The 21,340-nt window shown below is 74.1% G+C and carries 23 protein-coding genes; 10 read left to right on the forward strand and 13 right to left on the reverse strand.

The annotated features are described in order from the left end of the window. Positions 1-4: 4 nt before the first annotated feature. Positions 5-601 (forward strand): PadR family transcriptional regulator, encoded by a 597-nt coding sequence (locus tag ACIBCJ_RS28095; RefSeq protein ID WP_362095970.1) that lies wholly within the window; start codon positions 5-7, stop codon positions 599-601. 4 nt (positions 602-605) lie between these two features. Next, positions 606-1,361 (forward strand): class I SAM-dependent methyltransferase, encoded by a 756-nt coding sequence (locus ACIBCJ_RS28100; protein ID WP_365979836.1) that lies wholly within the window; start codon positions 606-608, stop codon positions 1,359-1,361. Here the strand turns inward: ACIBCJ_RS28100 and ACIBCJ_RS28105 are convergent. The 6 genes from ACIBCJ_RS28105 to ACIBCJ_RS28130 all read right to left on the reverse strand — a co-directional run bounded on the left by ACIBCJ_RS28105 (position 1,339) and on the right by ACIBCJ_RS28130 (position 6,041). Then, on the reverse strand, positions 1,339-2,085 hold the full coding sequence (locus ACIBCJ_RS28105; RefSeq protein WP_365979837.1) for a GntR family transcriptional regulator: 747 nt from the start codon (positions 2,083-2,085) through the stop codon (positions 1,339-1,341). The two genes, ACIBCJ_RS28100 and ACIBCJ_RS28105, sit on opposite strands and share 23 nt — an antisense overlap. Positions 2,086-2,209: 124 nt before the next feature. Further along, positions 2,210-3,178: an acetylxylan esterase gene (locus tag ACIBCJ_RS28110; protein ID WP_362095961.1), complete on the reverse strand. Its 969-nt coding sequence runs from the start codon at positions 3,176-3,178 to the stop codon at positions 2,210-2,212. 112 nt (positions 3,179-3,290) lie between these two features. Then, the gene (locus tag ACIBCJ_RS28115) at positions 3,291-3,875 is read right to left on the reverse strand and encodes a hypothetical protein (RefSeq protein ID WP_365979838.1); all 585 of its coding nucleotides are present in this window, start codon (positions 3,873-3,875) and stop codon (positions 3,291-3,293) included. Between the two features lie 154 nt (positions 3,876-4,029). Continuing rightward, positions 4,030-4,806 carry a ferredoxin reductase gene (locus ACIBCJ_RS28120; protein WP_365979839.1) on the reverse strand — a complete coding sequence of 259 codons (777 nt, stop codon included), beginning with the start codon at positions 4,804-4,806 and terminating at the stop codon, positions 4,030-4,032. Next, positions 4,799-5,404: a sulfite oxidase-like oxidoreductase gene (locus ACIBCJ_RS28125; RefSeq protein WP_365979840.1), complete on the reverse strand. Its 606-nt coding sequence runs from the start codon at positions 5,402-5,404 to the stop codon at positions 4,799-4,801. Before ACIBCJ_RS28125 ends, ACIBCJ_RS28120 begins: the two co-directional genes overlap by 8 nt. A gap of 115 nt (positions 5,405-5,519) precedes the next feature. Beyond that, positions 5,520-6,041, reverse strand: coding sequence for a MarR family winged helix-turn-helix transcriptional regulator (locus tag ACIBCJ_RS28130; RefSeq protein ID WP_362095952.1), 522 nt, complete (start codon positions 6,039-6,041; stop codon positions 5,520-5,522). A gap of 260 nt (positions 6,042-6,301) precedes the next feature. Between ACIBCJ_RS28130 and ACIBCJ_RS28135 the strand changes: the two genes are divergently transcribed. Continuing rightward, positions 6,302-7,147: a putative protein N(5)-glutamine methyltransferase gene (locus tag ACIBCJ_RS28135; RefSeq protein ID WP_365979841.1), complete on the forward strand. Its 846-nt coding sequence runs from the start codon at positions 6,302-6,304 to the stop codon at positions 7,145-7,147. A gap of 49 nt (positions 7,148-7,196) precedes the next feature. On the opposite strand, the gene ACIBCJ_RS28140 is transcribed toward ACIBCJ_RS28135, so the two are convergent. Beyond that, complete coding sequence (locus ACIBCJ_RS28140; protein WP_365979842.1) at positions 7,197-9,281, reverse strand: SpoIIE family protein phosphatase; 2,085 nt, start codon at positions 9,279-9,281, stop codon at positions 7,197-7,199. A 371-nt stretch (positions 9,282-9,652) separates the two neighbouring features. Here ACIBCJ_RS28140 and ACIBCJ_RS28145 point away from each other — a divergent pair, with 371 nt between their 5' ends. The 4 genes from ACIBCJ_RS28145 (at position 9,653) to ACIBCJ_RS28160 (ending at position 13,701) form a co-directional block, all read left to right on the forward strand. Next, a complete protein-coding gene (locus ACIBCJ_RS28145; RefSeq protein WP_362510039.1) occupies positions 9,653-10,531 on the forward strand; it encodes a hypothetical protein in 879 nt (292 codons plus the stop codon). Positions 10,532-10,608: 77 nt separating this feature from the next. After that, positions 10,609-10,980: a hypothetical protein gene (locus tag ACIBCJ_RS28150; RefSeq protein WP_362095941.1), complete on the forward strand. Its 372-nt coding sequence runs from the start codon at positions 10,609-10,611 to the stop codon at positions 10,978-10,980. A gap of 122 nt (positions 10,981-11,102) precedes the next feature. After that, on the forward strand, positions 11,103-13,118 hold the full coding sequence (locus ACIBCJ_RS28155; RefSeq protein ID WP_365979843.1) for an NADPH-dependent 2,4-dienoyl-CoA reductase: 2,016 nt from the start codon (positions 11,103-11,105) through the stop codon (positions 13,116-13,118). Between the two features lie 31 nt (positions 13,119-13,149). After that, positions 13,150-13,701, forward strand: a complete 552-nt coding sequence (locus ACIBCJ_RS28160) for a PadR family transcriptional regulator (RefSeq protein ID WP_362510047.1) — start codon at positions 13,150-13,152, stop codon at positions 13,699-13,701. Between the two features lie 136 nt (positions 13,702-13,837). Here the strand turns inward: ACIBCJ_RS28160 and ACIBCJ_RS28165 are convergent, their stop codons facing one another. Both ACIBCJ_RS28165 and ACIBCJ_RS28170 read right to left on the reverse strand, forming a co-directional pair. Continuing rightward, a complete protein-coding gene (locus tag ACIBCJ_RS28165; RefSeq protein WP_362510050.1) occupies positions 13,838-14,389 on the reverse strand; it encodes a hypothetical protein in 552 nt (183 codons plus the stop codon). A 174-nt stretch (positions 14,390-14,563) separates the two neighbouring features. Then, entirely contained in the window at positions 14,564-15,544 is a 981-nt protein-coding gene (locus tag ACIBCJ_RS28170) for a fibronectin type III domain-containing protein (RefSeq protein ID WP_365979844.1), read from the reverse strand. Positions 15,545-15,960: 416 nt separating this feature from the next. Here ACIBCJ_RS28170 and ACIBCJ_RS28175 point away from each other — a divergent pair, with 416 nt between their 5' ends. Next, complete coding sequence (locus ACIBCJ_RS28175) at positions 15,961-16,815, forward strand: glycoside hydrolase family 75 protein (protein WP_365979845.1); 855 nt, start codon at positions 15,961-15,963, stop codon at positions 16,813-16,815. 70 nt (positions 16,816-16,885) lie between these two features. On the opposite strand, the gene ACIBCJ_RS28180 is transcribed toward ACIBCJ_RS28175, so the two are convergent. Genes ACIBCJ_RS28180 through dhaK form a run of 3 tightly spaced genes read right to left on the reverse strand, consistent with a single transcriptional unit; the run spans position 16,886 to position 18,933 of the window. Continuing rightward, a complete protein-coding gene (locus ACIBCJ_RS28180) occupies positions 16,886-17,299 on the reverse strand; it encodes a PTS fructose transporter subunit IIA (RefSeq protein WP_362095926.1) in 414 nt (137 codons plus the stop codon). Continuing rightward, complete coding sequence (dhaL, locus tag ACIBCJ_RS28185; RefSeq protein WP_362095923.1) at positions 17,292-17,891, reverse strand: dihydroxyacetone kinase subunit DhaL; 600 nt, start codon at positions 17,889-17,891, stop codon at positions 17,292-17,294. Before dhaL ends, ACIBCJ_RS28180 begins: the two co-directional genes overlap by 8 nt. Positions 17,892-17,940: 49 nt before the next feature. After that, positions 17,941-18,933 carry a dihydroxyacetone kinase subunit DhaK gene (gene dhaK / locus ACIBCJ_RS28190; protein WP_362095920.1) on the reverse strand — a complete coding sequence of 331 codons (993 nt, stop codon included), beginning with the start codon at positions 18,931-18,933 and terminating at the stop codon, positions 17,941-17,943. Positions 18,934-19,257: 324 nt separating this feature from the next. Between dhaK and ACIBCJ_RS28195 the strand changes: the two genes are divergently transcribed. Beyond that, positions 19,258-19,743, forward strand: coding sequence for a MarR family winged helix-turn-helix transcriptional regulator (locus ACIBCJ_RS28195; protein WP_362510059.1), 486 nt, complete (start codon positions 19,258-19,260; stop codon positions 19,741-19,743). Between the two features lie 39 nt (positions 19,744-19,782). Here ACIBCJ_RS28195 and ACIBCJ_RS28200 read toward each other — a convergent pair whose 3' ends face one another. After that, positions 19,783-20,457: an NAD(P)H-dependent oxidoreductase gene (locus ACIBCJ_RS28200; protein ID WP_362095915.1), complete on the reverse strand. Its 675-nt coding sequence runs from the start codon at positions 20,455-20,457 to the stop codon at positions 19,783-19,785. Between the two features lie 140 nt (positions 20,458-20,597). On the opposite strand from ACIBCJ_RS28200, the gene ACIBCJ_RS28205 reads away from it, so the two are divergent. Then, a complete protein-coding gene (locus ACIBCJ_RS28205) occupies positions 20,598-21,266 on the forward strand; it encodes a nitroreductase (RefSeq protein ID WP_365979846.1) in 669 nt (222 codons plus the stop codon). Positions 21,267-21,340 lie beyond the last annotated feature (74 nt).

Genomic DNA, 21,340 nt, shown 5'->3' on the forward strand with positions numbered 1-21,340 from the left:
CGACATGTCTCTCAAGTACGCCGTCCTGGCCGCTCTGCTGGAGGGCGAGGCCTCGGGCTACGAGCTGTCCAAGGTGTTCGACGTGTCACTCGCCAACTTCTGGCCCGCCACACCGCAGCAGCTCTACCGGGAGCTGGAGCGCCTCGCGGGCGACGGACTCATCGAGGCCCGGACCGTGCCGCAGGAACGCAGGCCCACCAAGAGGCTGTTCTCGCTCACCGCGGCCGGCCGGGAGCAGCTGGGCGCCTTCGCCGCCGAGCCGACCCGGCGGCCCACCGCCGTCCGCGACGAGTTCCTGATCAAGATGCAGGCGATGGACGGCGTCGCCCCGGACGTCGTCCGCGCGCTGGTCGAGGAGCGCAGGGCCTGGGCGCTGGGCAAGCTCGCCCGCTACGAGCGGGTGCGGGAACGTCTCCTGGGCGGCCGCTCCGAGGAGGAGCACCTGAGGGAGGCGGACCGGGTCGGGCCCTACCTCACCCTGGCCGCCGGGATCACCTTCGAGCGGGATAACGCCCGCTGGTGCGAGCGCGTGCTCGCCGTGCTCGACGGGCGCCGCGCGCCCACCGGGTCCGCCGGGTCCGCCGGACAAGCCCTAGGCTGACCGGATGTTCAGCCCCGAAGGCCCCACCCTGCGCGAACTCGCCGTCCAGGCGCTGTCGTCGGTCGAGCGGGGCTACGACCTGCTCGCGCCGAAGTTCGACCACACCCCCTACCGGACGCCCGACCGGCTGCTGGACGCCGTCGCCCGCGCGCTGGAGCCGATGGGACCCTTCGCCGCCGGCCTCGACCTGTGCTGCGGCACCGGCGCCGGCGTGGACGTCCTGGCCCGGGTGTGCCGGGAGCGCGTGACCGGGGTCGACTTCAGCGCGGGCATGCTGGAGGTCGCGCGCGCCCGGACCCTGCCGCCTGCCCCGGCGGTCTCCTGGGTGCGTGCGGACGCCCGCGCCCTGCCGTTCGGCCCCGCCTTCGACCTGGTGGTGAGCTTCGGGGCGTTCGGGCATTTCCTGCCGCGTGAACTGCCGGGCCTGTTCGGCCGGGTGCGCTCCGTGCTCCGCCCCGGCGGCTGCTTCGCCTTCCCGGTCGTCGCGCCGCCCCGGCCCGGCTCGGCGGGGTACTGGACGCTGCTCGGCTTCGACGCGGCGATGCGGGTGCGCAACGCGCTGTGGCGGCCTCCGTTCGTCATGTACTACCGCACGTTCCGGCTCGGCGACGCGGGCCGTGCGCTGTCCCGCGCCGGATTCCGGGCCGACCTGCACGCCCTGCCGGAGTTCGGCCGCCGGCCCGACGGCAGCCCCCGGGTCCGGCTCGTCGTGGCCCGGCGGCCCGGGCAGGCCGCCCTCAGCCGGCCGCCGGCAGGGTGAACTCGTAGACCAGGGCGTCCCGTCGGGTGTCCACCAGGAGGTCCGTGATCTCCAGCGGCCGCGCGTACTGGTCGTGCACCCGCCGCACGACCCGTACCGACGCGGCGTCGGGCTGGAGGGTGATGGTGTCCCGGTGGTGCAGCGTCAGGCCCGCCGTGCGCATCCAGTCGTAGGCCCGGCGCAGTTGCGCGCAGGCGACGCCGTCGGCGCGGTCCCGGTAGCGTGCCAGTTCCTCGACCTCGGCGAGCGCCACGGCGGAAAACGATGTCACCGCCGTCCGCGTGCCGCTTCCTCCGGCCGCCGCCGACGTGAAGCGGTGCATCAGGGTCGGCCGTCCCGGCACCAGTCCCAGCGCCGCCGCGTGCTCGGGAGGCGGCGCCGCCCAGACGACGGTGGCCCGGTCCCCGGTACGGGGCTCCGCCGCCCGGGCACCGACCGGGAAGACGAGGGGCGCCGGGCTCGCGGTCGGCGGCCCGGGCAGGGCGACGTGACTGCCCCGCCGGTCGGTGGTGAGCAGGCCCTCGCGGCGCAGCACGTCCAGCGCCTGGCGCACGGTCTCCCGGCTGACCCCGAAGTGCTCCGCGAGCCGGCGCTCACCCGGCAGCCGTTCGCCCGGCGGGGCGGTCCCGTCGCGCAACTCGCCGAGCAGTTGGTCCGCCACCCGCCGGTACAGGGGCGGCCGGGCATCGGCGGGGGACTGGTCCTGGGGGGTGGTGCGGGCCATGCCGCGCCTCCTGTTGATGACGTACGGTAGCCGCGCGGGCTCGGTGCGCCACCAGAATTACCATTGGTCTAAACCAGCTGGGAAGCCCGGACCGCCGGATCGGCCGAAACACCACCCACGGACCTCAGGCGTGACGGCTCAGCCAGCGCAGCTTCGCGGCCTCCTGGAACGGCCCGCCCCCCTCGTGGTCGTTGAAGTCGTACACCTCGATCCTCTTGTCCTCGTGCGTCCAGGCGTTGAACGCGGCGAAAACGGTCGACGGCGGGCAGGTCTGGTCCTCCAGCGCGGCCGAGAACAGGGCGGGGGTCCGGCCCCGCGCCGCGAAGTGCACGCCGTCGAAGTACGACAGCGTGCGCAGCGCGTCCTCGGTCCGGCCGCGGTGCGTCTTGAGGTACAGCCCGACCTCACGGTAGGGATGCCGGTCGGTGAGCGTGGTGGCGCGGGGGAAGTCGCACAGGAACGGCACGTCGGGCGCGACCGCGACCAGATCCGGCACCAGACCGCCCACCGCTATCGTGATGCCGCCGCCCTGGCTGGCGCCCAGCGCGACCGTGCGGGACGCGTCGGTCAGCGGGTGGGAGCGCGCCGCCTCGACCGCGCGCACGGCGTCGGTGAAGACCCGGCGGTAGTAGTAGTTCTCGGGGGCGTCCAGACCGCGGGTCATGAACCCCGGGTAGGCGGGCGTGCCGCCGACCGGGTCCGGCGTTCCGCCGCCACCGCCCCAGGCGCTGCCCTGGCCGCGGGTGTCCATCACGAAGTGCGCCCGGCCCGAGGACGCCCACAGCAGGTGCTCGTGCGGCAGCCCGCGCCCGCCGCCGTACCCGACGAACTCCACCACCAGCGGCAACGGCTCGGCCGCCGCGGCGGGCACGGTCAGCCAGCCCTTCACCGGGTGACCGCCGAACCCGGCGAACGTCACGTCGTACACCCGCACCGTGGACAGCCCCGTCTCGACCGGTTCGAAGCGGGCGTCCAGATCGTGCTCGCGCGCCTCCGCGAGCGTCTTGCTCCAGAACGCGTCGAAGTCCTCGGGCTCGGCCGACGCGCTGCGGTACGCGTGGAGTTCGTCGAGCGGAAGGTCGAACAGGGCCATCGAGAACCGCCTTTGCGGGGAGTCGTGCCAGACCGTGCAGATGATCACACCGTACGTGAGCGTGCGAAGAGCCCGCCAGGTCCGGCCGCAGGCACCACCGCGCACGGGGCGCTCAGGCCCGGCGGTGCGACCACTGCGGCTCGGTGAGCGCCCAGTCGCGGTCCCACTCCGCCATGCGCCGACGCAGCGCCACCCCGCGCACCGCCCGGTGCGCGAGGAACACCGTGAGCCCCGTCCCGATGGCGGTGAACGAGCCGACGGTGGCGCTGTGCTGCCAGATCTCGGCACCGTCCGACGGCGGCGGCACGCTCCGGCCGCGAGAGTCCAGCCACACGTCGACCGCGTCACCGTCGCGAGCACCGGCCGGCACCCGTGCCGTGGTGCTCTCCCGCGAGCCGTCCGGCGCCTTCCAGTGGACGGTCGCACGGTACGAGTGCTGCCCGCCCAGCTCCCCCGTCGGCAGACTTTCCGAGACCCTCTCGACCACCTCGGCACGCACGTGCCGCCGCTCCGCCCGCTGCTCGGCGACGATCGCCTGGGCCTGGCCGTAGCCCCACCAGGCCGTGGCGGCCCCGAGCAGCGGCGCGCCCACGAACAGCAACAGGGTGAACAGGACCGTGGTCCACGCCTCCACGACGTCCGACCGGCGCCGCAGCGGATTGCGCGGCCGGCGCCGGCCGCGTACCCGGGTTCGCATGTCGACCTCCCCGCGTTCACCGCGACCCGAGGGGCGGACGGACGGCCAGGGGACGCGGGGGAGGCCGCCGCGCCTTCGTGTCGCGCCACGTGTGCGAGTGCCCGCACAGGCCAGGTACCCCGTCCTGCGGACCTCGCTCACGATCCGGGCGGGATCAGCCGAAACGCTCGATCCGGATCCGGTCCACCGGCTGCCCCGCCGCCACCAGGAGCCGTGACGCGTGCTCCGCGAAGGAGTTGGACCCGCAGACGTACGCCTCCCAGCCGCCGGCGGGCGGCTCGGCCAGGAGCGGCGCGAGATGGGCGCAGGACAGGCGTCCCACGGGCGTCCCGGCCGGCGCGGTGCGGGTGAACACGGGCGTCGTCTCCGCGCCGTACTCACGGGCGTAGATCAGCTCCTCGGGGCTCCGCGCGGACACGAGGAGCCGCAGCGGCACCGTCAGGCCCCGCGCCCGGTGGTGCCGCACCATCGACATCAGCGGCACCACCCCGGAGCCGGCGCCCAGGAGCAGGGCGGGCCGGTCACCCGGCCAGGCGAAGAAGCCGCTGAGCGGTCCCCGCACCTCGATCTCGTCACCGGGCCGCGCCACCGTGTGGAACCAGCCCGACACCTCCCCGTCGGCCACCCGGTCGAGGGTCAGCTCGATGTGCCCGGACTCGTCCGGCGCGGAGGCCAGCGAGTAGTGGCGCTGCGCCCGGTAGCCGTCCTCGGCGGTGAGCCGCAGCATCAGGTGCTGGCCGGGCAGGTGGCCCGCCCAGCCGGGCACGGCGAGGCGGAAGGTCGAGGCACGGGGCGTCTCGCGGCGGATCTCGGTGAGCGTGGCCGTCTGCCACCTCCCGGCTACCGCGCCGTTCACCTCGATGCGTCCGGGCACGGCGAACCGTGCCGGGGGCGTGGAGGCCCCTGCCGTGTGCGTGGCCGTCTCAGTCACCGGAGTACCGCTGCTCCTCCCAGGGGTTGCCACGGGCGTGGTACCCGTTCTGCTCCCAGAAGCCGGGCTCGTCGTGGTCGAGGAGCTCCAGACCGGCGATCCACTTGACGCTCTTCCAGAAGTACAGGTGGGGAACGACCAGCCGGGCCGGGCCGCCGTGCTCGGGGGCCAGCGGCCTGCCGTCGTACTCCCACACGATCCAGGCGCGCCCGCCGGTGAGCTCCGCGAGCGGCAGGTTCGCGGTGTAGCCGGTGTGTGCGTGCGCGACGGCGTGCGTGGCGGACGGCAGCGGGCCCGCCGCGTCCAGAAAGGCGTCCAGGGACACGCCACCGAACCGCACCCCGAACTTCGACCAGCCGGTCACGCAGTGGATGTCACCCGCGTACCCGGACGCCGGCAGCGCGCGGGCCCCGGTCAGGTCCCAGGTCCTGGGCTCGGCCACCAGACCGCCCACGCGGAAGGTCCAGTCGGACGGCGCGATCTCGGGGGTGACCTCGGCGGAGAGCACGGGCCAGTCGTCGCCCGCGTCGTACTGGCCGGGCGGCAGCCCCGGCCGGGCGGCGCGCGGGCGCCCGGTGAAGCCTCGGGTGGTGTTCATGCGGTGGAGCCTTTCGGCCCGTCGGGGCGGCCTGCCCGCGACCGGCGTGATCTGTGCGTGCCCGTCGTCCGTGCGCGTCCGTCGCAGGTGCGTACCCGTCGACGGTGCGTACCCGTCAACCGTACGTGTCCCGCGGCCGTGCCCGGTCCTCGTCCTCGCCGCCGGCCGCGCCCGGCCACGCGTTGTACCGCTCCAGATACGCGGCGAAGCGGAGCAGGTCCTCCTCGCGCCAGTCCGCGAGCCGCTCCCGGAAGGCGGCCCGCCGGCTCTCGGTGACCTGGCCCAGGATGTGCCGTCCCGCCTCCGTAAGGTGCAGCACCTGCACGCGGTGGTCGTCCGGGTCGACCCGCCGCTCGACCAGTCCGGCGCGCTCCAGCGCCGACACCTGACGGCTGACGGTGGACTTGTCCAGCGCGTAGTGGGCGGCCAGGTCCGTGGCCCGGCGGCCGTCGCGCTCCTCCAGATGCCCGAGCAGCGTGTACGACACCAGCGACAGCTCCGGGTGCATGCGCCCCGCCGAGGCACGGGCCCGGCGGGCGAAGGCCGTCATCTCCCGGTGAATGGTCTCCACGGCCGCGTCCGCGGGGGGTGCGCCGGGGGCGACCGCCGTCTCGTCGGGTGTCTCGGCAGCCGGCACGGATCCTCCTCGCATCGCACTGGTTGCACAGTACAACTTGGTCGGACGCCGCGTACACCGGCCGCTCGCGGGAGGTCGTCGCCGTCTGATCATTGGGGTAGTGTGACCGGCGGCCGCGGACCGCCCCGGCCGCCGGAGACCGGGAGGTGAGACCGATTACCGCTGTGTCGGCCCGGATGCTCTCCTCCCACGGCAGTGCGGTCACCGCGAGCGAGTGACCGGGAGAGCGTCCTTCGGTTCCCGAAAGGCTCTCGGCTTCCATGCCTCCCACCTTCCCGGCGTCGCCCTCGGGGGCGCCTCTCCCCGCTTCTCCCGCGCACCTCTTCTCCGCGTCCCTCCCCTCGCGTGACTCCGTCGTCCGCGCGCTGCGCGCCGCCGGCTGCGTCTTCGCCGAGGACGAGGCGGAACTCCTGCTGACCACCGCCCGCACGGCCACGGAACTCACCGCACTGGTCGAGGGCCGCGTCACCGGCCTGCCCCTGGAACTCGTCCTCGGCTGGGCCGACTTCCGCGGCCTGCGCATCACCGTCGCCCCCGGCGTCTTCGTGCCTCGCCGCCGCACCGAGTTCCTGGTGTCCGAGGCCCTGGCCCACGCACCGCGGGCCGGCGTCGTCGTCGACCTGTGCTGCGGTTCGGGCGCCGTCGGCGCCGCCCTGGCGGCCGCCCTCGACCGGCCCGAGGTGCACGCCGCCGACGTCGACCCGGCCGCCGTGCGCTGCGCCCGGGGCAACCTCGCCGGCGCGGGCGGCCGGGTGTACACCGGTGACCTGTTCGACGCGCTGCCCGGCACGCTGCGCGGCCGGGTGGAGATCCTCGCGGCCAACGTGCCGTACGTCCCCACCGGCGAGGTCGCCCTGCTGCCCGCCGAGGCCCGCGACCACGAACCGCTGGTCGCCCTCGACGGCGGGGCCGACGGCCTCGACGTGCTGCGCCGGGTCGCGTCCGCGGCGCCCGGCTGGCTGGCGCCGGGCGGCTGCCTGCTGGTCGAGACGAGCGAACGCCAGGCGGCCGACGCCGTCGACGCCTTCACCCGGGCCGGTCTGACGACCCGCCTCGCCGTCTGCGCCGAGCTGTACGCCCACGTGGTGGTCGGCGTCCGGAGCTGACCGTCTGCGCCGCCGGCCTTTTCGCCGCCTGCCGCCGCGGAACCCGCGGTCACGGCACCGGCGGCGTGGCCCGGGCGATCAGCAGGGCCACGTCGTCGGAGTTCTCCGGCTCGTGCAGGGTGCGCAGCAGCAGGTCGCAGACCTCCTCCAGCGGGCGGTCCGGGCCCTCCAGCAGGGCGAGGAGCGCGTCCAGCCGCTCGTCCAGCGGCTGCCGGCGCGTCTCCACCAGACCGTCGGTGTAGAACACCAGCCGGTCGCCCGGCTCCAGGTCGACGGTGGTGGTGGAGAAGGCGACACCACCCACCCCGAGCGGCACCCCGGTGGGCAGGTCGAGCAGCTCGGGCGGCCGGCCCGCCCGCAGGCGGATCGGGGGCAGGTGCCCGGCGTTGGCGATCCGGCACTGCCGGCGGTGCGGGTCGTGGACGGCGTACAGGCAGGTGGCGATGGCCTGGTCCAGGCCGGCCGTGGTCCGCTCCAGGTGGCCGAGCAGCAGTGCGGGGTCCATTTCGAGGGCGGCCAGGGTGTTGGTCGCGGTGCGCAGCCGCCCCATGGAGGCCGCCGCCGTGATGCCGCTGCCCATCACGTCGCCCACCACCAGGGCGGTCCTGCCGCCCGCCAGCTCGATCACGTCGAACCAGTCACCGCCGACCTCGCTGGTGCCCCCGGCCGGCTGGTAGCGGGAGGCGACCTCCAGCCCGCCCGTGACCGGCGGATGGCTCGGCAGCAGGCTGCGCTGGAGGGTGAGCGCGGTGTCGCGGGCGTTCTGGTACCAGCGGGCGTTGTCGATCTGCAGCGCCGCCCGGGCGGCCAGTTCCCGGGCCAGCAGCAGGTCGTCCTCGTCGAACGACGCCGGGTTGGCGATCCGCTTCAGGTCCAGGGCGCCCAGCACCTCGCCGCGCGCGATCAGGGGCACGGCCAGGTACGAGTGCACGCCCGCCCGGGCCAGCAGTCCGGCCGCCTCCGGGGAGCGGGCGATGCGTCCGAGGTCCTCGCGCGTCACCCGCGCCACCATCACCGGACGGCCGGTGCGCACGCACTCGGTGACCAGGCGGTCCGGTCCGTACCGGGCGACCCGGCCGGGCTGGTCGGCCGCCCGCAGGGCGTCCCGGGCGCCGTCGTCCGCGCGTACGGCCAGCGCCCTCATCACCGCGGACTCGGCCGGACCCAGCGTGCTGCGCCGGCCCTCCACCACGGCGTCCAGGAGGTCCACGGCGGCGATGTCGGCGAGGCCGGGCACGGCCACGTCGGCCAGCTCGTACGCGGTCCGGTCCAGCTGCAGCGTGGTGCCGATCCGGGCGGACGCGTCCGCCACGGCGGCCAGCCGGCGCCGCGCGTCCTCGGCCTCGGCCGCCGTCCGGTACTGCTCGGTGACGTCGACGACCGAGATGGCCACGCCCAGTACGGCGCCCAGGGCGTCTTCCAGCCGGTACAGCGACACCGACCAGGCGTGCTCCGTGTCCGGGTCCGCGGGGGTCCGCCCGGTCGCGGGCTGATCGACGACCGGCTCCCCGGTCTCCAGTACCCGGCGCGCCGCCTCCTCCAGCGGGACGGTGTCCACCTGGGGCAGCAGATCACTGATCGTCCGGCCCAGGTGCTCCTCGGCGGGGACGCCGTTCAGCCGCTCCAGAGCCGGGTTGACCGAGACGTACCGCAGCTCGGGATCGAGGACGGCCAGACCGACCGGCGACTGCGTGACCACCCGCGTGGACAGGGCCACGTCCCGCTCCAGCCGGCGCACCGTCGACTGGTCGGCCGCGAGCCCGAGGGCGTAGACGTCCCCGCGGTCGTCCAGCAGCCGCATGTTGCGGAACTCGACCAGCCGGGTGCTGCCGTCCTTGTGCCGGATGGGGAAGGCCCCGGCCCAGCTGCGGCCGGTCTTCACGACGTCCCCGAACAGCTTCACGACCAGGTCGAGGTGGCGTTCGTGGACCATGATGCGGGCCGCGTACTGCCCGAGCGCCTCCGGCGCCGAATACCCGAACAGCTCCTCGGCCTGCGGGCTCCACAGGACGATCCGTCCCTCGGTGTCCAGCACGATCGAGGCCACGTTCAGCAGGTCGAGCAGCCCGCTGGGCCGTACCGGGCCGCGTGGCGACGGCTCGCCCCCGAACCCGGCAGACCCCGCTGCACTCATCCCACGTCCCGCCTTCGCCGTCCGACGCGGCACGCCCTTCGATGCCGGCTTCCTTGTTCTACCGCGTTCCACCGCGAACGGAGCCGGTTCGTCAAGCCTCCACCATCTCCTCCCAGCATCTTCCCGCAGGCCGGGGAGTGCCGCACGGAGCGCGCCGGGCCGCCGGACGGCCGGGCGGGGGCATCGACGGACGGCCGGGCGCGGGCATCGCCGGACGGCCGGGCCCCGGCGCCGCCGGACGGAGCGGTCCGGGGCACGTCCGAGGACCCCCGGAGCGCGTCCGAAGTTGGTCTGTACATGACGGTATGAGCCGTCCAGACTGTGCGCCGGGCCCCGCACCCGCCCGGCCGCCCCCCACCCGAGGAGCCTCCATGTCCCTGCGTGCCCGGCAACGTTGTCACACCGTCCTGACCGGACTCGCCGTCCTCGCCCTCTCCCTCGCGCTCGCCGGTCCGGCGCACGCGGCCGCACCGGCCGCCGACTCCTGGACGGAGGTGGGCTCCGACCGTGCCGATCCGCTGACCGAGAGCCAGGGCCTGGCCTCCGTCGAGGTCCCGGCGGGCAGTCCCAACCGCTACACCGGCATCGGCACCGTTCCCCTCGGCCTCAGCGCGCGCGGCTGGAACCACGTCGGCGACCCCGACGCCACCTACGACGGCCACTACATCGAGCCGTACCAGCGGGACAACGGGAACACGAAGATGTTCCGCGTGCAGGCACCGGACGGCCGCTGGTCCGAGTACGTGCACACGCTGAGTGCCGGGGAGGCGCTGAACAACTCGTGGTCCGCCGTCTCCCCGGACGGCCAGTGGATGCTGGCCGGCGAGTGGGGCACCATGGACCGGCTCCTGGTCTTCCCGACCCCCGGGGTCAACCCCGCCACCTCGCCCTCGGCCGACCTGCCCCGGGCGGCCACCGTCCGCCTGGACCACGCCGTGCGCGACGTCCAGGGCTGCGACTTCCTGGACGCGACCACGCTGCTGTGCTCCTCCGACGATCCGGAGGGCACGCTCTTCGGCCTCACCAAGCCGCTGCTGCGCGTCGACCTGTCGGCCGCGCCCGGCGGCGGCGACGTCACCGGGCACGTCACCGCGCTGCGGCAGCTGCCCCTGCGCAGTGCCTGCTCGGGCGGCTTCGAGGCGGAGGGCGTCGACTACGACCGGCGTACCGGGACCCTGCGCGTGATCGTCGTGTCGCCGGGCTTCTGCGTCCTGACGGACAGCAAGACGTACCGGTTCACCCGGGGCTGACCCGGCCGCTTCGCGCCGGGCCGCGCGTGGTGCTTTTCTGGGGGTATCGGCGGTGCCCACGAGAGGAAGCGATCACGATGGACGGTGAGCGACTGCATCCGGAGTCCGTCTCGGTGGAGCTGAGCGGATGCAGCAAGGAGGACGCCCGGACCGTGTTCGACGCCCTGTGCGCGTGCTACTCCTCCGACCGGCACGCGGGCGACACGACCCGGGAGTACCACGAGGTGCGCCCGACGGTGTGGCTCGGCACCTTCGACGTGGCCGACGCCCACAGCGGGGCGTGCGATCCCGCCCGGCTCGGTTCGTCCGTGGAGGCCGACGTGCAGGGCGGCTACTGGGCGATCGAGAGGTTCCGCACGACGCTGGACTCCCTGTTCACCGTGCACGACCTGAGCACGGCCTCGGGGGACCAGGAGCGGGAACTGCACGTCCGTCTCGAAAGCCACTGACCAGGGATCTCCGCGTACGGCCCGGGGCCGGTGAGGTGTGCGCCACCCTGTTGTGCAACTAGTTGCACAACAGGGTGGCGGTCCTCTACAACAGAGGCACCACACCGCGCACGGAGGGCCCGATGAGCCGTTACCCGCACCTGCTGAGCCCGCTGGACCTGGGCTTCACCACGCTGCCCAACCGGGTCCTGATGGGCTCCATGCACGTCGGCCTGGAGGAGGCCGAGCGCGGCTTCGAACGCATGGCGGCCTTCTACGCCGCCCGGGCCCGCGGCGGCGTGGGCCTGATCGTCACCGGTGGCATCGCCCCCAACGACGAGGGCCGCCCCTACCCCGGCGGCGCCAAGCTCACCACCGGGGCGGAGGCCGTACAGCACCGGACCGTCACCGACGCCGTGCACCGCGAGGGCGGCCGCATCGCCCTTCAGATCCTGCACTTCGGCCGCTACGCCTACCACGCCGACCTGGTCGCCCCGAGCGCGCTCCAGGCCCCGATCAGCCCGCACGTCCCGCGCGAGATGACCGACGCCGAGGTCGAGCGCACCGTCGACGACTACGTCCGCACCGCCCGCCTGGCGCGCGAGGCCGGGTACGACGGCGTCGAGATCATGGGCTCCGAGGGCTACCTGATCAACGAGTTCATCGCCGCCCGGACCAACCACCGCACCGACCGCTGGGGCGGCTCGTACGAGAACCGCTGCCGCTTCCCCGTCGAGATCGTCCGCCGGGTGCGCGAGGCGGTCGGCGAGGACTTCATCGTCGTCTACCGCCTCTCCATGCTCGACCTGGTGCCCGGCGGCTCCACCCTCGACGAGGTGATCGCCCTCGCCAAGGCCGTCGAGGCCGCCGGAGCCACGATCATCAACACCGGCATCGGCTGGCACGAGGCCCGCATCCCCACCATCGCGACCTCCGTGCCCCGCGGCGCCTACACCTGGGTGACCAAGCGGCTGATGGGCGAGGTGTCCGTCCCGCTCGTCACCACCAACCGCATCAACACGCCCGAGGTGGCCGAGGCACTGCTCGCCGAGGGCACGGCCGACATGGTCTCGATGGCCCGCCCGATGCTCGCCGACCCCGACTTCGTCGCCAAGGCCGCGGCCGGGCGCCCCGAGGCGATCAACACCTGCATCGGCTGCAACCAGGCCTGCCTGGACCACACCTTCAGCGGGCAGATCACCTCCTGCCTGGTCAACCCGCGCGCCTGTCACGAGACCGAGCTGGTCCTCGCGCCCACCCGGCGGCGCAAGCGCGTGGCCGTCGTCGGCGCCGGACCGGCCGGCCTCGCCTGCGCGGTGAGCGCCGCCGAACGCGGCCACGACGTCACCCTGTTCGACGCCGCGAGCGAGATCGGCGGGCAGCTGAACGTCGCCCGCAAGGTCCCCGGCAAGCAGGAGTTCGACGAGACGCTGCGCTACTTCCGCACCCAGCTCGCGGCCCACGGCGTCGACGTCCGCCTGAACACCCGCGTCGGCGTCGACGACCTCACCGGCCACGACGAGGTCGTCGTCGCCACCGGCGTCACCCCGCGCACGCCCGACATCCCCGGCGTCGACCACCCCTGCGTCGTCGGCTACCTCGACGTCCTGCGCGACGGCGCCCCCGTCGGCGAACGCGTCGCGATCCTCGGCGCCGGCGGGATCGGCTTCGACGTCGCCGAGTTCCTCACCGACGGCGGCGACAAGGCGCACGAGGACCCCGCGACGTACTTCCGCCTCTGGGGCGTCGACACCGACTACCGCGCGCCCGGCGGCCTCGCCGCGCCCGAGCGGCCCGCACCGCCGCGCACCGTCCACCTGCTCCAGCGCAAGACCACGAAGGTCGGCGCCGGACTCGGCAAGACCACCGGCTGGATCCACCGCACCGAGCTGAAGCACCGCGGCGTCACCATGGTCCCGGGCGTGCGCTACGACCGTATCGACGACGCCGGACTGCACATCACCGTCGGCGACGAGTCCACCGTGCTGGAGGTCGACACCGTCGTCCTGTGCACGGGCCAGGAGCCGAGCCGGCGCCTGTACGACGACCTGGTCGCCGCTGGGCACAGCGCGCACCTCATCGGCGGCGCCGACGTGGCCGCCGAACTGGACGCCAAGCGCGCCGTCAAGCAGGGCACCGAGCTGGCGGCGGCGCTGTAGGAGGCGCGTGGGCCGTCCCTAGGATGAGCCCATGTCACTCCCGCACGCGATCCTCACCGCCCTGGTCGAAAAGCCGTCGTCGGGCCTGGAGCTGACCCGCCGGTTCGACAGGTCGATCGGCTACTTCTGGTCGGCCACGCACCAGCAGATCTATCGCGAGCTGGGAAAGCTGGAGGCGCAGGGCCTGATCCGCGCTCTGCCCGGCCAGCAGCCGGCCCGCGGGCAGAAGAAGTCCTACGAGGTCCTGCCCGGGGGCCGCGCCGAACTGGCCCGCTGGACCGCCGCCCCGCACGACCCCAAACCCCTGCGGGACACGATGCTGCTGCGGCTGCGCGCCGCCGCGGTGGTCGGCACCGCCGGGGTCGAGGCCGATCTGCGTCGCCATCTGGAACTGCACGAGCGGCAGTTGGCCGAGTACGAGGAGATCGAGGCGCGGGACTTCCCACCCGACCGGGACAGCACTGAGGACCGGCTGCGGCACCTGGTGCTGCGGGCCGGCATCGACCTGGAGACGTTTTGGACCGGGTGGCTCAGGCACGCGGTGGCGGAGTTCGCCGAACTGCCCGGCGACGAACCGGCCTGACCGGGGCCACGACGAACCGGCCTGACCGCGGCCAAGGCGGTGGGGGCACCCGGACGGAGCCCGGCGCGGGACCGCGGTCGGTACGGCGTCGGCGCGGACACGGCCCAGGACCGGTACGGCTCGGGACCGGTACGGCTCAGAACCGGTACGGCTTCGAGCGGCGGCGCAGGAACCAGGCCGCGGCGATGACGCCGGCCCCCACCAGTGCGCCGCCCGCCACCAGGGTGGCCGTGCCGTAGTCCTGGATCGCCCCGCCGAGACCGCCCATGACACCGCCCGGCGACGCGGACGGGGAGGGGACGGCGGAGCGGCTGGGGGAGGGCGAGGGCGCCGAGGAGACGATGACGGTCTGGGCGCCGGCGTTGCTGTTGTTCGAGCACATGACGATCACCGTGTACGTACCGGGCGAGATCCCCGACCAGGCCGCGGACTGCCCCGAGCCGCTGCCGGACAGCGCCACCTGGCGCCCCTCCGCGAAGTCCCGCTGGCTGCTGGTGAGCAGCGAGGCGGTGCCCCAACTGCCGTTCAGCTGGGCGCAGGCGGTGGTCGTGACCGACACGGTGGTCCCGGTGGTGCTCACGGAGATGCCCGGCCCCGCGAGGGCCGGTGCGGCGGCCAGGAGGACGGGCAGCGCGGCGGCCGCCGCCACGGTCGCACCCGAGCGGAGAAGTGGCGATGAGATGCGCATGTCGACTGCCCTTTCGGCGGCACGGTCGGCGGTACATCCCTTGCGCCGCCGGGATCGGGAACGCCCGTGCCCCCTCTGGCAGCCAACAGGGCACCGGCCGTGCCCGCATGCGGAGCGCGACCGCCCAGGTGACGCGCTCTTCGCCCGCCCTCGCCGGGTGGCGGCCGTACGGCGTCAGCCCGTGCCCGTGGTCACCTTCCGCTCCGCCGAGAAGCCGCCCCAGGTCCCGTCGGCCAGCCGCGCCCGGATCCGCACCCGATGGGTGACCCCGGCCTCGCGTCCGGCGTAGAAGCTGTACTCGGCTCTGTCGCGCGGCGCGTCGGCGCCGTAGACCAGCGAGGTCGCCGCACGGCCGTCCAGGTGGATCTGGTACTCGGTCACCGGCGTCTCGGTGTGCGGCGGTACCCAGGAGAGATCCAGGTAGTACGCCCCGTCGGCCCGGTGGGAGGCGGCGCGCAGCGCGGTCGGCGCGGTGGCGTGCCCGTCGTCGGAGCCCGGGGTGGTGAGCCGGACTGCGGCACCGGCGGGGGAGACGTTGTCGGCGGCGTCCCGCGCCCGGACGGTGAACGAGTAGCGGGTGCCCGGCCGCAGCCCCGTGACCACGGCGGCCGTCTGGGCGCCACCGACGCTGTGCACCTTCGCGTCGCCCTGGTAGACGTCGTAGGACACGACGGCGCGGTCGTCCTTCGCGGCCGACCAGGTCAGCTGGACCGCCCGGCTGCCCGCCGCCCGGCCGCGCAGGTCGCCCGGAGGGGCCGGGGCGGAAGCGTCGGTCGCCGCGGCGGGCGTGGTCGCCCGCACCTCGCGGCTGCGCGGTCCGAGCCGGCCGTCGCCGTCCCGCGCCCGCACGGTGAAGGCGTACGCCGTCGAGGGGCGCAGCCGGGTGACGTCCACCATCCGCTCGGAGGCCGGCACCTTCTTCACCAGCGTGCCGCCGCGGTACACCTCGTAGCCCTCGACACCGTCCACCGCGTTCCACATCACGTGCACGCTCGTCGCGCTGCCGGCCTGCGCGGTGACGCCCATGGGCACCGCGGGCAGCCCGCCGCCGCCGTCGTCCTCGCCCGCACCCCAGCCGCAGGACGTGAGCAGGACCAGCGCCCCGCCGAGCAGGGCGCACCGGCGCCGGAGGGCCGGAACGGGTACGTCACGCACGGATCTGCCTCCCAACGGCGCCGTCCCGACGGCGAGGACCCGTAATGGTCCGGACCAATATGGCGCCCCAGGTGCCGTCACATCAAGAGGGCGTCACATCAAGAGGGCCGTGGAGGACAATCGTCCGGATGTGTTCCGTACGCCGAGGCACCGTGCGGCCCAACTCCCCGGTTTCTCCCGGGACGACGGGCCGATGGCGTGGCGGCCGATGTCGTCGCCGACCCCGCGCGGGCGCGGGCGACCGGAGGGGCCGCAGCCGTCGCAGGCCCGGCCCGCCGGCCCCCGGTCGCCCGCCTCCCGGCCCACGGGCCGGACGGCGGGTGTGCACCGTCTGGCCCTGCAAAGGTGGCCGCCGGGAGCGTTTCGGGGACAGATGGGGCCGAGTGCTGCCATGTCCCCGAGGAGAGGCCACATCCGTGCGTGCCCAGTCGCTCACACTGGTCGCGGCCAGCGCCGCCCTGCTCGCCCCCACGACGTTCCCCGCCGCCCCGCCCCCTGCGGAGGCCGGCCCGTCGGCGCGCGTCCTGCTGCCCGGTGTCCCGGAGCGTCCCGGGGCCGTGCGGGCGGACCGGTCCGGGGTCCGGGTAGGGCCCGTCCCGCACGGCCCCGCAGGCCGGTCCCGGCCCCCCTCGCGGGTCCGGCCCGGCTCCGGGACCGGAGCCGGGCCCGGGCACGGCGCGGGCGACGGGCCCGTCCGCGCCGCCGACCTGCTGGCCAGGGTCCGGGACTGCGACCCGGTGTCGCCGGGGCGCTACCGCAACGACGCCGGAGCACCGGCCGACATCCCGGTCTGCGGCACGCGGGACGCCGTGTACTGGAAGGCCGATCTGGACGTGGACTGCGACGGCCGGCCCGGCGACCGGTGCAACAGCCACACCGACGCGCAGTTCAGCCCGTCCACCGCCTACACGGAGTCGGACGGCCGCCCGCTGGACGCGGAACACCTGCCCTACGTCGTCGTACCCGGCCCCAGCGACATCTGGGACCACCGGGAGGACGACGTCCGCGGCGGATCCCTCGCGGCGCTCGTGCACGGAGACCGGGTGCGGTACGCCGTCGTGGGCGACGTCGGCCCGCGCGACCTCATCGGCGAGGCCTCCTACGCCGCCGCCCGCTCCCTCGACATCCCCGCCGACCCCGAGGGCGGCGGCGTCGCCTCCGACGTGACGTACATCGTCTTCAAGGGCAGCGAGGCCGAGCCCATCGAGGACACGGCCGCCGCGCGGAAGGCGGGGGAGCGGCTGGCCCGGAAGTTCGCGGCGGGCGACTGAGCGGGCCGCGACCGGCCGGGGGGCCGGCGCAGTGCCCGCCGCTTCCCGGCCGTGCTCCCGGACCGTCCGCTCAGGCCTTCCGGTAGGAGTACGCCTCCGTGGCCGCCGCCTCCACGGCCGCCAGGTCGGCCCCGGTCGCGGCCGTGACGACCGCCGCCACCGCGCCCTCGACGAACGGGGCGTCCACCAGACGGGTGTCGTCCGGCAGTTCGTCGCCCTCGGCGAGCAGCGCCTTGACGGTGAGCACCGCACTGCCGAGGTCGGTGAGGACGGCCACCCCCGCGCCGCGGTCCACGGACGCGGCGGCGGCCGCGACCAGTTCCGAGCTGGTGCCGAAACCGCCGGAGGCGGTACCGCCCGCCGGGGCGACGGCCACGTCCCCGGCGCCGCCCGACAGGGCCTTCGCCAGCTCCGCCACGGAGGCGGCGACCTCGGCGCTGTGGGAGACCAGGACGATCCCCACCGACTGCTGCCCGTCACTCACCGGCCGTCTCCTTCAGTGCCTCGAAGAGCAGTGCGGCCGAGGTCGCCCCCGGGTCCTGGTGCCCGATGCTGCGCTCGCCCAGATAGCTCGCCCTGCCCTTGCGGGCCTGCAACGGCGTCGTCGCCTCGGCTCCCTCGGCGGCCGCCGCACCGGCCGCGGCGAACGAGTCGCCCAGGGCGTCCACGGCGGGCGTCAGGGCGTCGACCATGGTCTTGTCACCCGGCGCGGCACCGCCCAGCGTCCGGACGGCGTCCACCCCCGCCCGCAGCGCCTCGGCGAGCTGGCCGGCACTCACCTCGGCCGCGTCCCCGAGCGTCTTGCCGGTACGGCGCAGCAGCGTGCCGTACAGCGGGCCGGAGGCACCGCCGACCGTGGAGATGAGCTGCCGTCCGGCGAGGACGAGGACGGCGCCGGGCGTATCGGGTGCCTCCTTCTCCAGTGCGGCGGACACGGCCGTGAACCCGCGCTGCAGATTGCTGCCGTGGTCGGCGTCGCCGATGGGTGAGTCGAGGGCGGTGAGCCGCTCGGCGTCGCGGTCCACCAGCGCCGTGGTCGCCGTCATCCAACGGCGGAAGAAGTCGGCGTCGAGCACAGGATCTCCTTGCCTGGTAGGTACGTCGCGATTCTTCCCCCGCCTGCCGTCACATGCCCCACCGCAGCCCCGGAGTGCTGACCGGCGCGTCCCACAGGGCGAGCAGTTCCTCGTCGATCTCGCACAGGGTGACCGAGGCGCCGGCCATGTCGAGGGAGGTGACGTAGTTGCCGACGAGGGTGCGGGCCACGGCGACGCCCCGCTCGCCGAGGACGCGCTGCACCTCGGCATTGAACCCGTACAGCTCCAGCAGCGGCGTCGCGCCCATGCCGTTGACCAGGACCAGGACGGGATTGCGCGGGTCGAGGTCGGTCAGCACCGCCTCCACGGCGGCCTCGGCGATCTCGCCCGAGGTCATCATCGGCCGCCGCTCCCGGCCGGGCTCCCCGTGGATGCCGATGCCCAGCTCCAGCTCACCGGCGGGCAGGTCGAAGGTGGGGCTGCCCTTGGCGGGCGTGGTGACGGCGCTGAGCGCCACGCCGAAACTGCGCGAGCCGTCGTTGACCCGGCGGGCGATCGCCTCCACCTGCTCCAGCGGCCGCCCCTCCCGCGCCGCCGCCCCGGCGATCTTCTCCACGAACAGGGTCGCCCCCGTACCGCGCCGGCCGGCCGTGTAGAGGCTGTCCGTCACCGCCACGTCGTCGTTGACGAGCACCTTCGCGATCTGGATGCCCTCGTCCTCGGCCAGTTCCGCGGCCATGTCGAAGTTGAGCACGTCACCGGTGTAGTTCTTGACGACGAAGAGCACCCCGGCCCCGCTGTCCACGGCTGCCGCGGCCCGCACCATCTGGTCCGGCACCGGCGAGGTGAAGACCTCACCCGGACACGCGGCCGACAGCATCCCGGGTCCCACGAACCCGCCGTGCAGCGGCTCGTGCCCGGAACCACCCCCCGACACCAGGGCGACCTGCCCCGCCACGGGCGCGTCCCGGCGCACGATCACCCTGTTCTCGACATCCACGGTCAACTCGGGATGGGCGGCCGCCATACCGCGCAGCGCGTCCGCGACGACGGTCTCGGGAACGTTGATGAGCATCCTCAAGGTATCTCCTAGGAAGAGCGGTGGACGGGCCTGTGGCGGGTGTTTTTCCTGGTCGGAGCTGGGGTGAGACGTGGTGACGAGGTGTCAGGCAGTGCCGCGTGCAGACTGCGCACCGGCAAGAGACCTACAGGGGCAGTATCAGCCTTGGGGGTGTGTAGGTCACCTGAAGCGAGGTCGGGAGAGTTCGGAAGGTGCCGATCCGGCAGACACGGTCACCTCTCGGAAGGGGGGCACATCCCGAGGGCCCTGCCGGTACCGGCAGGGCGCAGGCGGCTGTTTCAGGTGAAACGGTATCGGGTGACTCGGCGGCGGTACGATGCCGTCATGGCCGCTCACGCTTCCTCCCGGCACGCCGCGTCGCGCGCGAGCGACCGCCCCGGAGACGCCTCGCCGTTCGCCCTGGGGCTGCTGCTGCGCCGCGCGCACTGGCGCGCGGCGGGGGTGATGTCGGAGGCGCTGCGGCCGCTCGGGATCGAGCTGCGGCACTTCGCGGTACTGATCGTGCTCGTCGATCGCGGCCCCACGGTGCAGCGCGACCTGGCGGCCGAGACGGGGACGGACAAGGCGGGGATCATGCGGGTCGTCGACGACCTGGAACGCAGGAACCTCGCCGTGCGCAGGCCCGTCCCCGGGGACCGCCGGGCACGGGCCGTGGAGATCACCCCGGAGGGGCTGGAGCTCTTCGACGCGGCGCACGTCGCGGCGGAGCCGCTGGCCGAAGGGCTGGTCGCCGACCTGGGCCCCGACGACACCGAACAGCTGACGCGCCTGCTGACCCGCCTCGCGCATCCGGGTGGCAGTGAGGCATAGGAGGCGTCGCTGGGATCTCGGGCAGGTCGGCGGCGGGCGTCAGCTGCCGTTGCTCGCGCCGTTGCCCGCGGTGAGGCGTTCGGTGAGCTCCTTCGCCCTGGTGACCGCGTCGCTGTGGGCGCGCTCTCGTGAGCTCTCGAAGAGCGGGGTCAGCTCGGCCATCGCCGGATTGCGCGGGGCCATGGTGAGCTCCGGGACGATGAACTCCAGGTCCAGCCCGAGGGTGCTGCGCAGGACGGCCTCCAGGTAGTTCTGCACGAACTCGAAGTTCTCGCGCGGGGTGCCCGGCGCGTAGGAGCCGCCGCGGCTGGCGACCACCACGGTGGGGGTGCCCTGTGCGGAGGGCGCCTCGCCGGCCGTGCGGCCGAGCAGGAGTACGCCGTCCAGCCACGCCTTGAGGGTGGAGGGGACCGTGTAGTTGTACATGGGGGCCCCGATCAGGACGACGTCCGCCCGCTCCAGTTCCTCGATGAGCTCCAGGCGTGCGGCGAACGCGGCGGACTGGCGCGCGGTGCGCTCGGACGGTTCGGCGTACCCGGCGGACCAGGCGTCCGCGGTGATGTGCGGGACCGGGTCGGCGGCGAGGTCGCGGTAGATCACCGTGCCCTCCGGGTGCTGCTCCTCCCAGGTCCGGCGGAACGCGGCCGTGACGGACCTGGAAGCGGACGCCTCGGCCGGGAACACGGATGAGTCGATGTGCAGAAGCGTGGCCATGGGGTTCTCCAGACGGCGGTATCGCGCCCGGAAGCGGCCGGGCGCTGGTCGGCTCGGCATCTAGTTATACACGAGATGGTCGCGAATGATACTGTCGCAATCGCAACAATGATCATGGACGACTAGGGAGATGTGACCTCATGGATGTCTACGAGGCGGTCAAGAGCTGGCGATCGGTCCGCCGCTTCTCCGACCGGCCCGTCCCGCGAGAAGTCCTCGAGCGCGTGCTGTCCGCCGCCGCCTGGGCGCCCTCCGGATCGAACCTCCAGCCCTGGCGCGCCTTCGTGCTCAGCGACGGGCCGCTGGCCACCCTGAAGAAGCGTGCGGGGGCCCGCCTGGCCGCCGGTGACCCCTTCGACGAGCCGGAGTACGAGCAGTACCCGCAGCGTCTGAAGTCGCCGTACCACGAGCGGAGGGCTGCCTTCGGTGAGCAGCGCTACGGCGCCCTCGGCATCGCGCGCGAGGACACGGAGGCGCGCCAGCGGGCCGCGTCCGGCAACTGGGAGTGCTTCGGGGCGCCCGCGGCGCTGTTCTGCTACATCGACCGCGAGCTGGGGCGCCCTCAATGGTCCGATGTTGGCATGTTCCTGCAAAGCGTGATGCTCCTGCTGCGCCAGGAGGGTCTGCACAGTTGCACACAGATGGCCTGGGCGAAGTTCCACCGCACCGTCGCGGAGACCCTGGCCCCGCCGCGCGACCTGATGCTCTTCTGCGGCATGTCGATCGGTTACGAGGAGCCGGCGGCGAATCCCGCCCGCACGGGCAGGGCCGCCCTGGAGGAGACGGTCACCTTCGTCGACGGCCCGTGAGACTCCTTCCTTCGGGGCGCTCGGAGCGCCGTTTCCCGCCGGCCCGCACACAGTGGTTCCCGAGCCACACGTTT

The sequence above is a fragment of the Streptomyces sp. NPDC051136 genome (assembly GCF_044455745.1).
In the GTDB taxonomy this organism is placed as follows: Bacteria; Actinomycetota; Actinomycetes; order Streptomycetales; family Streptomycetaceae; genus Streptomyces.

Excerpts from the sequence above, each read along its gene's own strand:
- ACIBCJ_RS28095 (WP_362095970.1), top strand. The coding sequence starts at position 5 with ATGTCTCTCAAGTACGCCGTCCTGGCCGCTCTGCTGGAGGGCGAGGCC.
- ACIBCJ_RS28100 (WP_365979836.1), top strand. The coding sequence starts at position 606 with ATGTTCAGCCCCGAAGGCCCCACCCTGCGCGAACTCGCCGTCCAGGCG.
- ACIBCJ_RS28105 (WP_365979837.1), bottom strand. The coding sequence starts at position 2,085 with ATGGCCCGCACCACCCCCCAGGACCAGTCCCCCGCCGATGCCCGGCCG.
- ACIBCJ_RS28110 (WP_362095961.1), bottom strand. The coding sequence starts at position 3,178 with ATGGCCCTGTTCGACCTTCCGCTCGACGAACTCCACGCGTACCGCAGC.
- ACIBCJ_RS28115 (WP_365979838.1), bottom strand. The coding sequence starts at position 3,875 with ATGCGAACCCGGGTACGCGGCCGGCGCCGGCCGCGCAATCCGCTGCGG.
- ACIBCJ_RS28125 (WP_365979840.1), bottom strand. The coding sequence starts at position 5,404 with ATGAACACCACCCGAGGCTTCACCGGGCGCCCGCGCGCCGCCCGGCCG.
- ACIBCJ_RS28135 (WP_365979841.1), top strand. The coding sequence starts at position 6,302 with ATGCCTCCCACCTTCCCGGCGTCGCCCTCGGGGGCGCCTCTCCCCGCT.
- ACIBCJ_RS28140 (WP_365979842.1), bottom strand. The coding sequence starts at position 9,281 with ATGAGTGCAGCGGGGTCTGCCGGGTTCGGGGGCGAGCCGTCGCCACGC.
- ACIBCJ_RS28145 (WP_362510039.1), top strand. The coding sequence starts at position 9,653 with ATGTCCCTGCGTGCCCGGCAACGTTGTCACACCGTCCTGACCGGACTC.
- ACIBCJ_RS28150 (WP_362095941.1), top strand. The coding sequence starts at position 10,609 with ATGGACGGTGAGCGACTGCATCCGGAGTCCGTCTCGGTGGAGCTGAGC.
- ACIBCJ_RS28155 (WP_365979843.1), top strand. The coding sequence starts at position 11,103 with ATGAGCCGTTACCCGCACCTGCTGAGCCCGCTGGACCTGGGCTTCACC.
- ACIBCJ_RS28160 (WP_362510047.1), top strand. The coding sequence starts at position 13,150 with ATGTCACTCCCGCACGCGATCCTCACCGCCCTGGTCGAAAAGCCGTCG.
- ACIBCJ_RS28165 (WP_362510050.1), bottom strand. The coding sequence starts at position 14,389 with ATGCGCATCTCATCGCCACTTCTCCGCTCGGGTGCGACCGTGGCGGCG.
- ACIBCJ_RS28195 (WP_362510059.1), top strand. The coding sequence starts at position 19,258 with ATGGCCGCTCACGCTTCCTCCCGGCACGCCGCGTCGCGCGCGAGCGAC.
- ACIBCJ_RS28200 (WP_362095915.1), bottom strand. The coding sequence starts at position 20,457 with ATGGCCACGCTTCTGCACATCGACTCATCCGTGTTCCCGGCCGAGGCG.
- ACIBCJ_RS28205 (WP_365979846.1), top strand. The coding sequence starts at position 20,598 with ATGGATGTCTACGAGGCGGTCAAGAGCTGGCGATCGGTCCGCCGCTTC.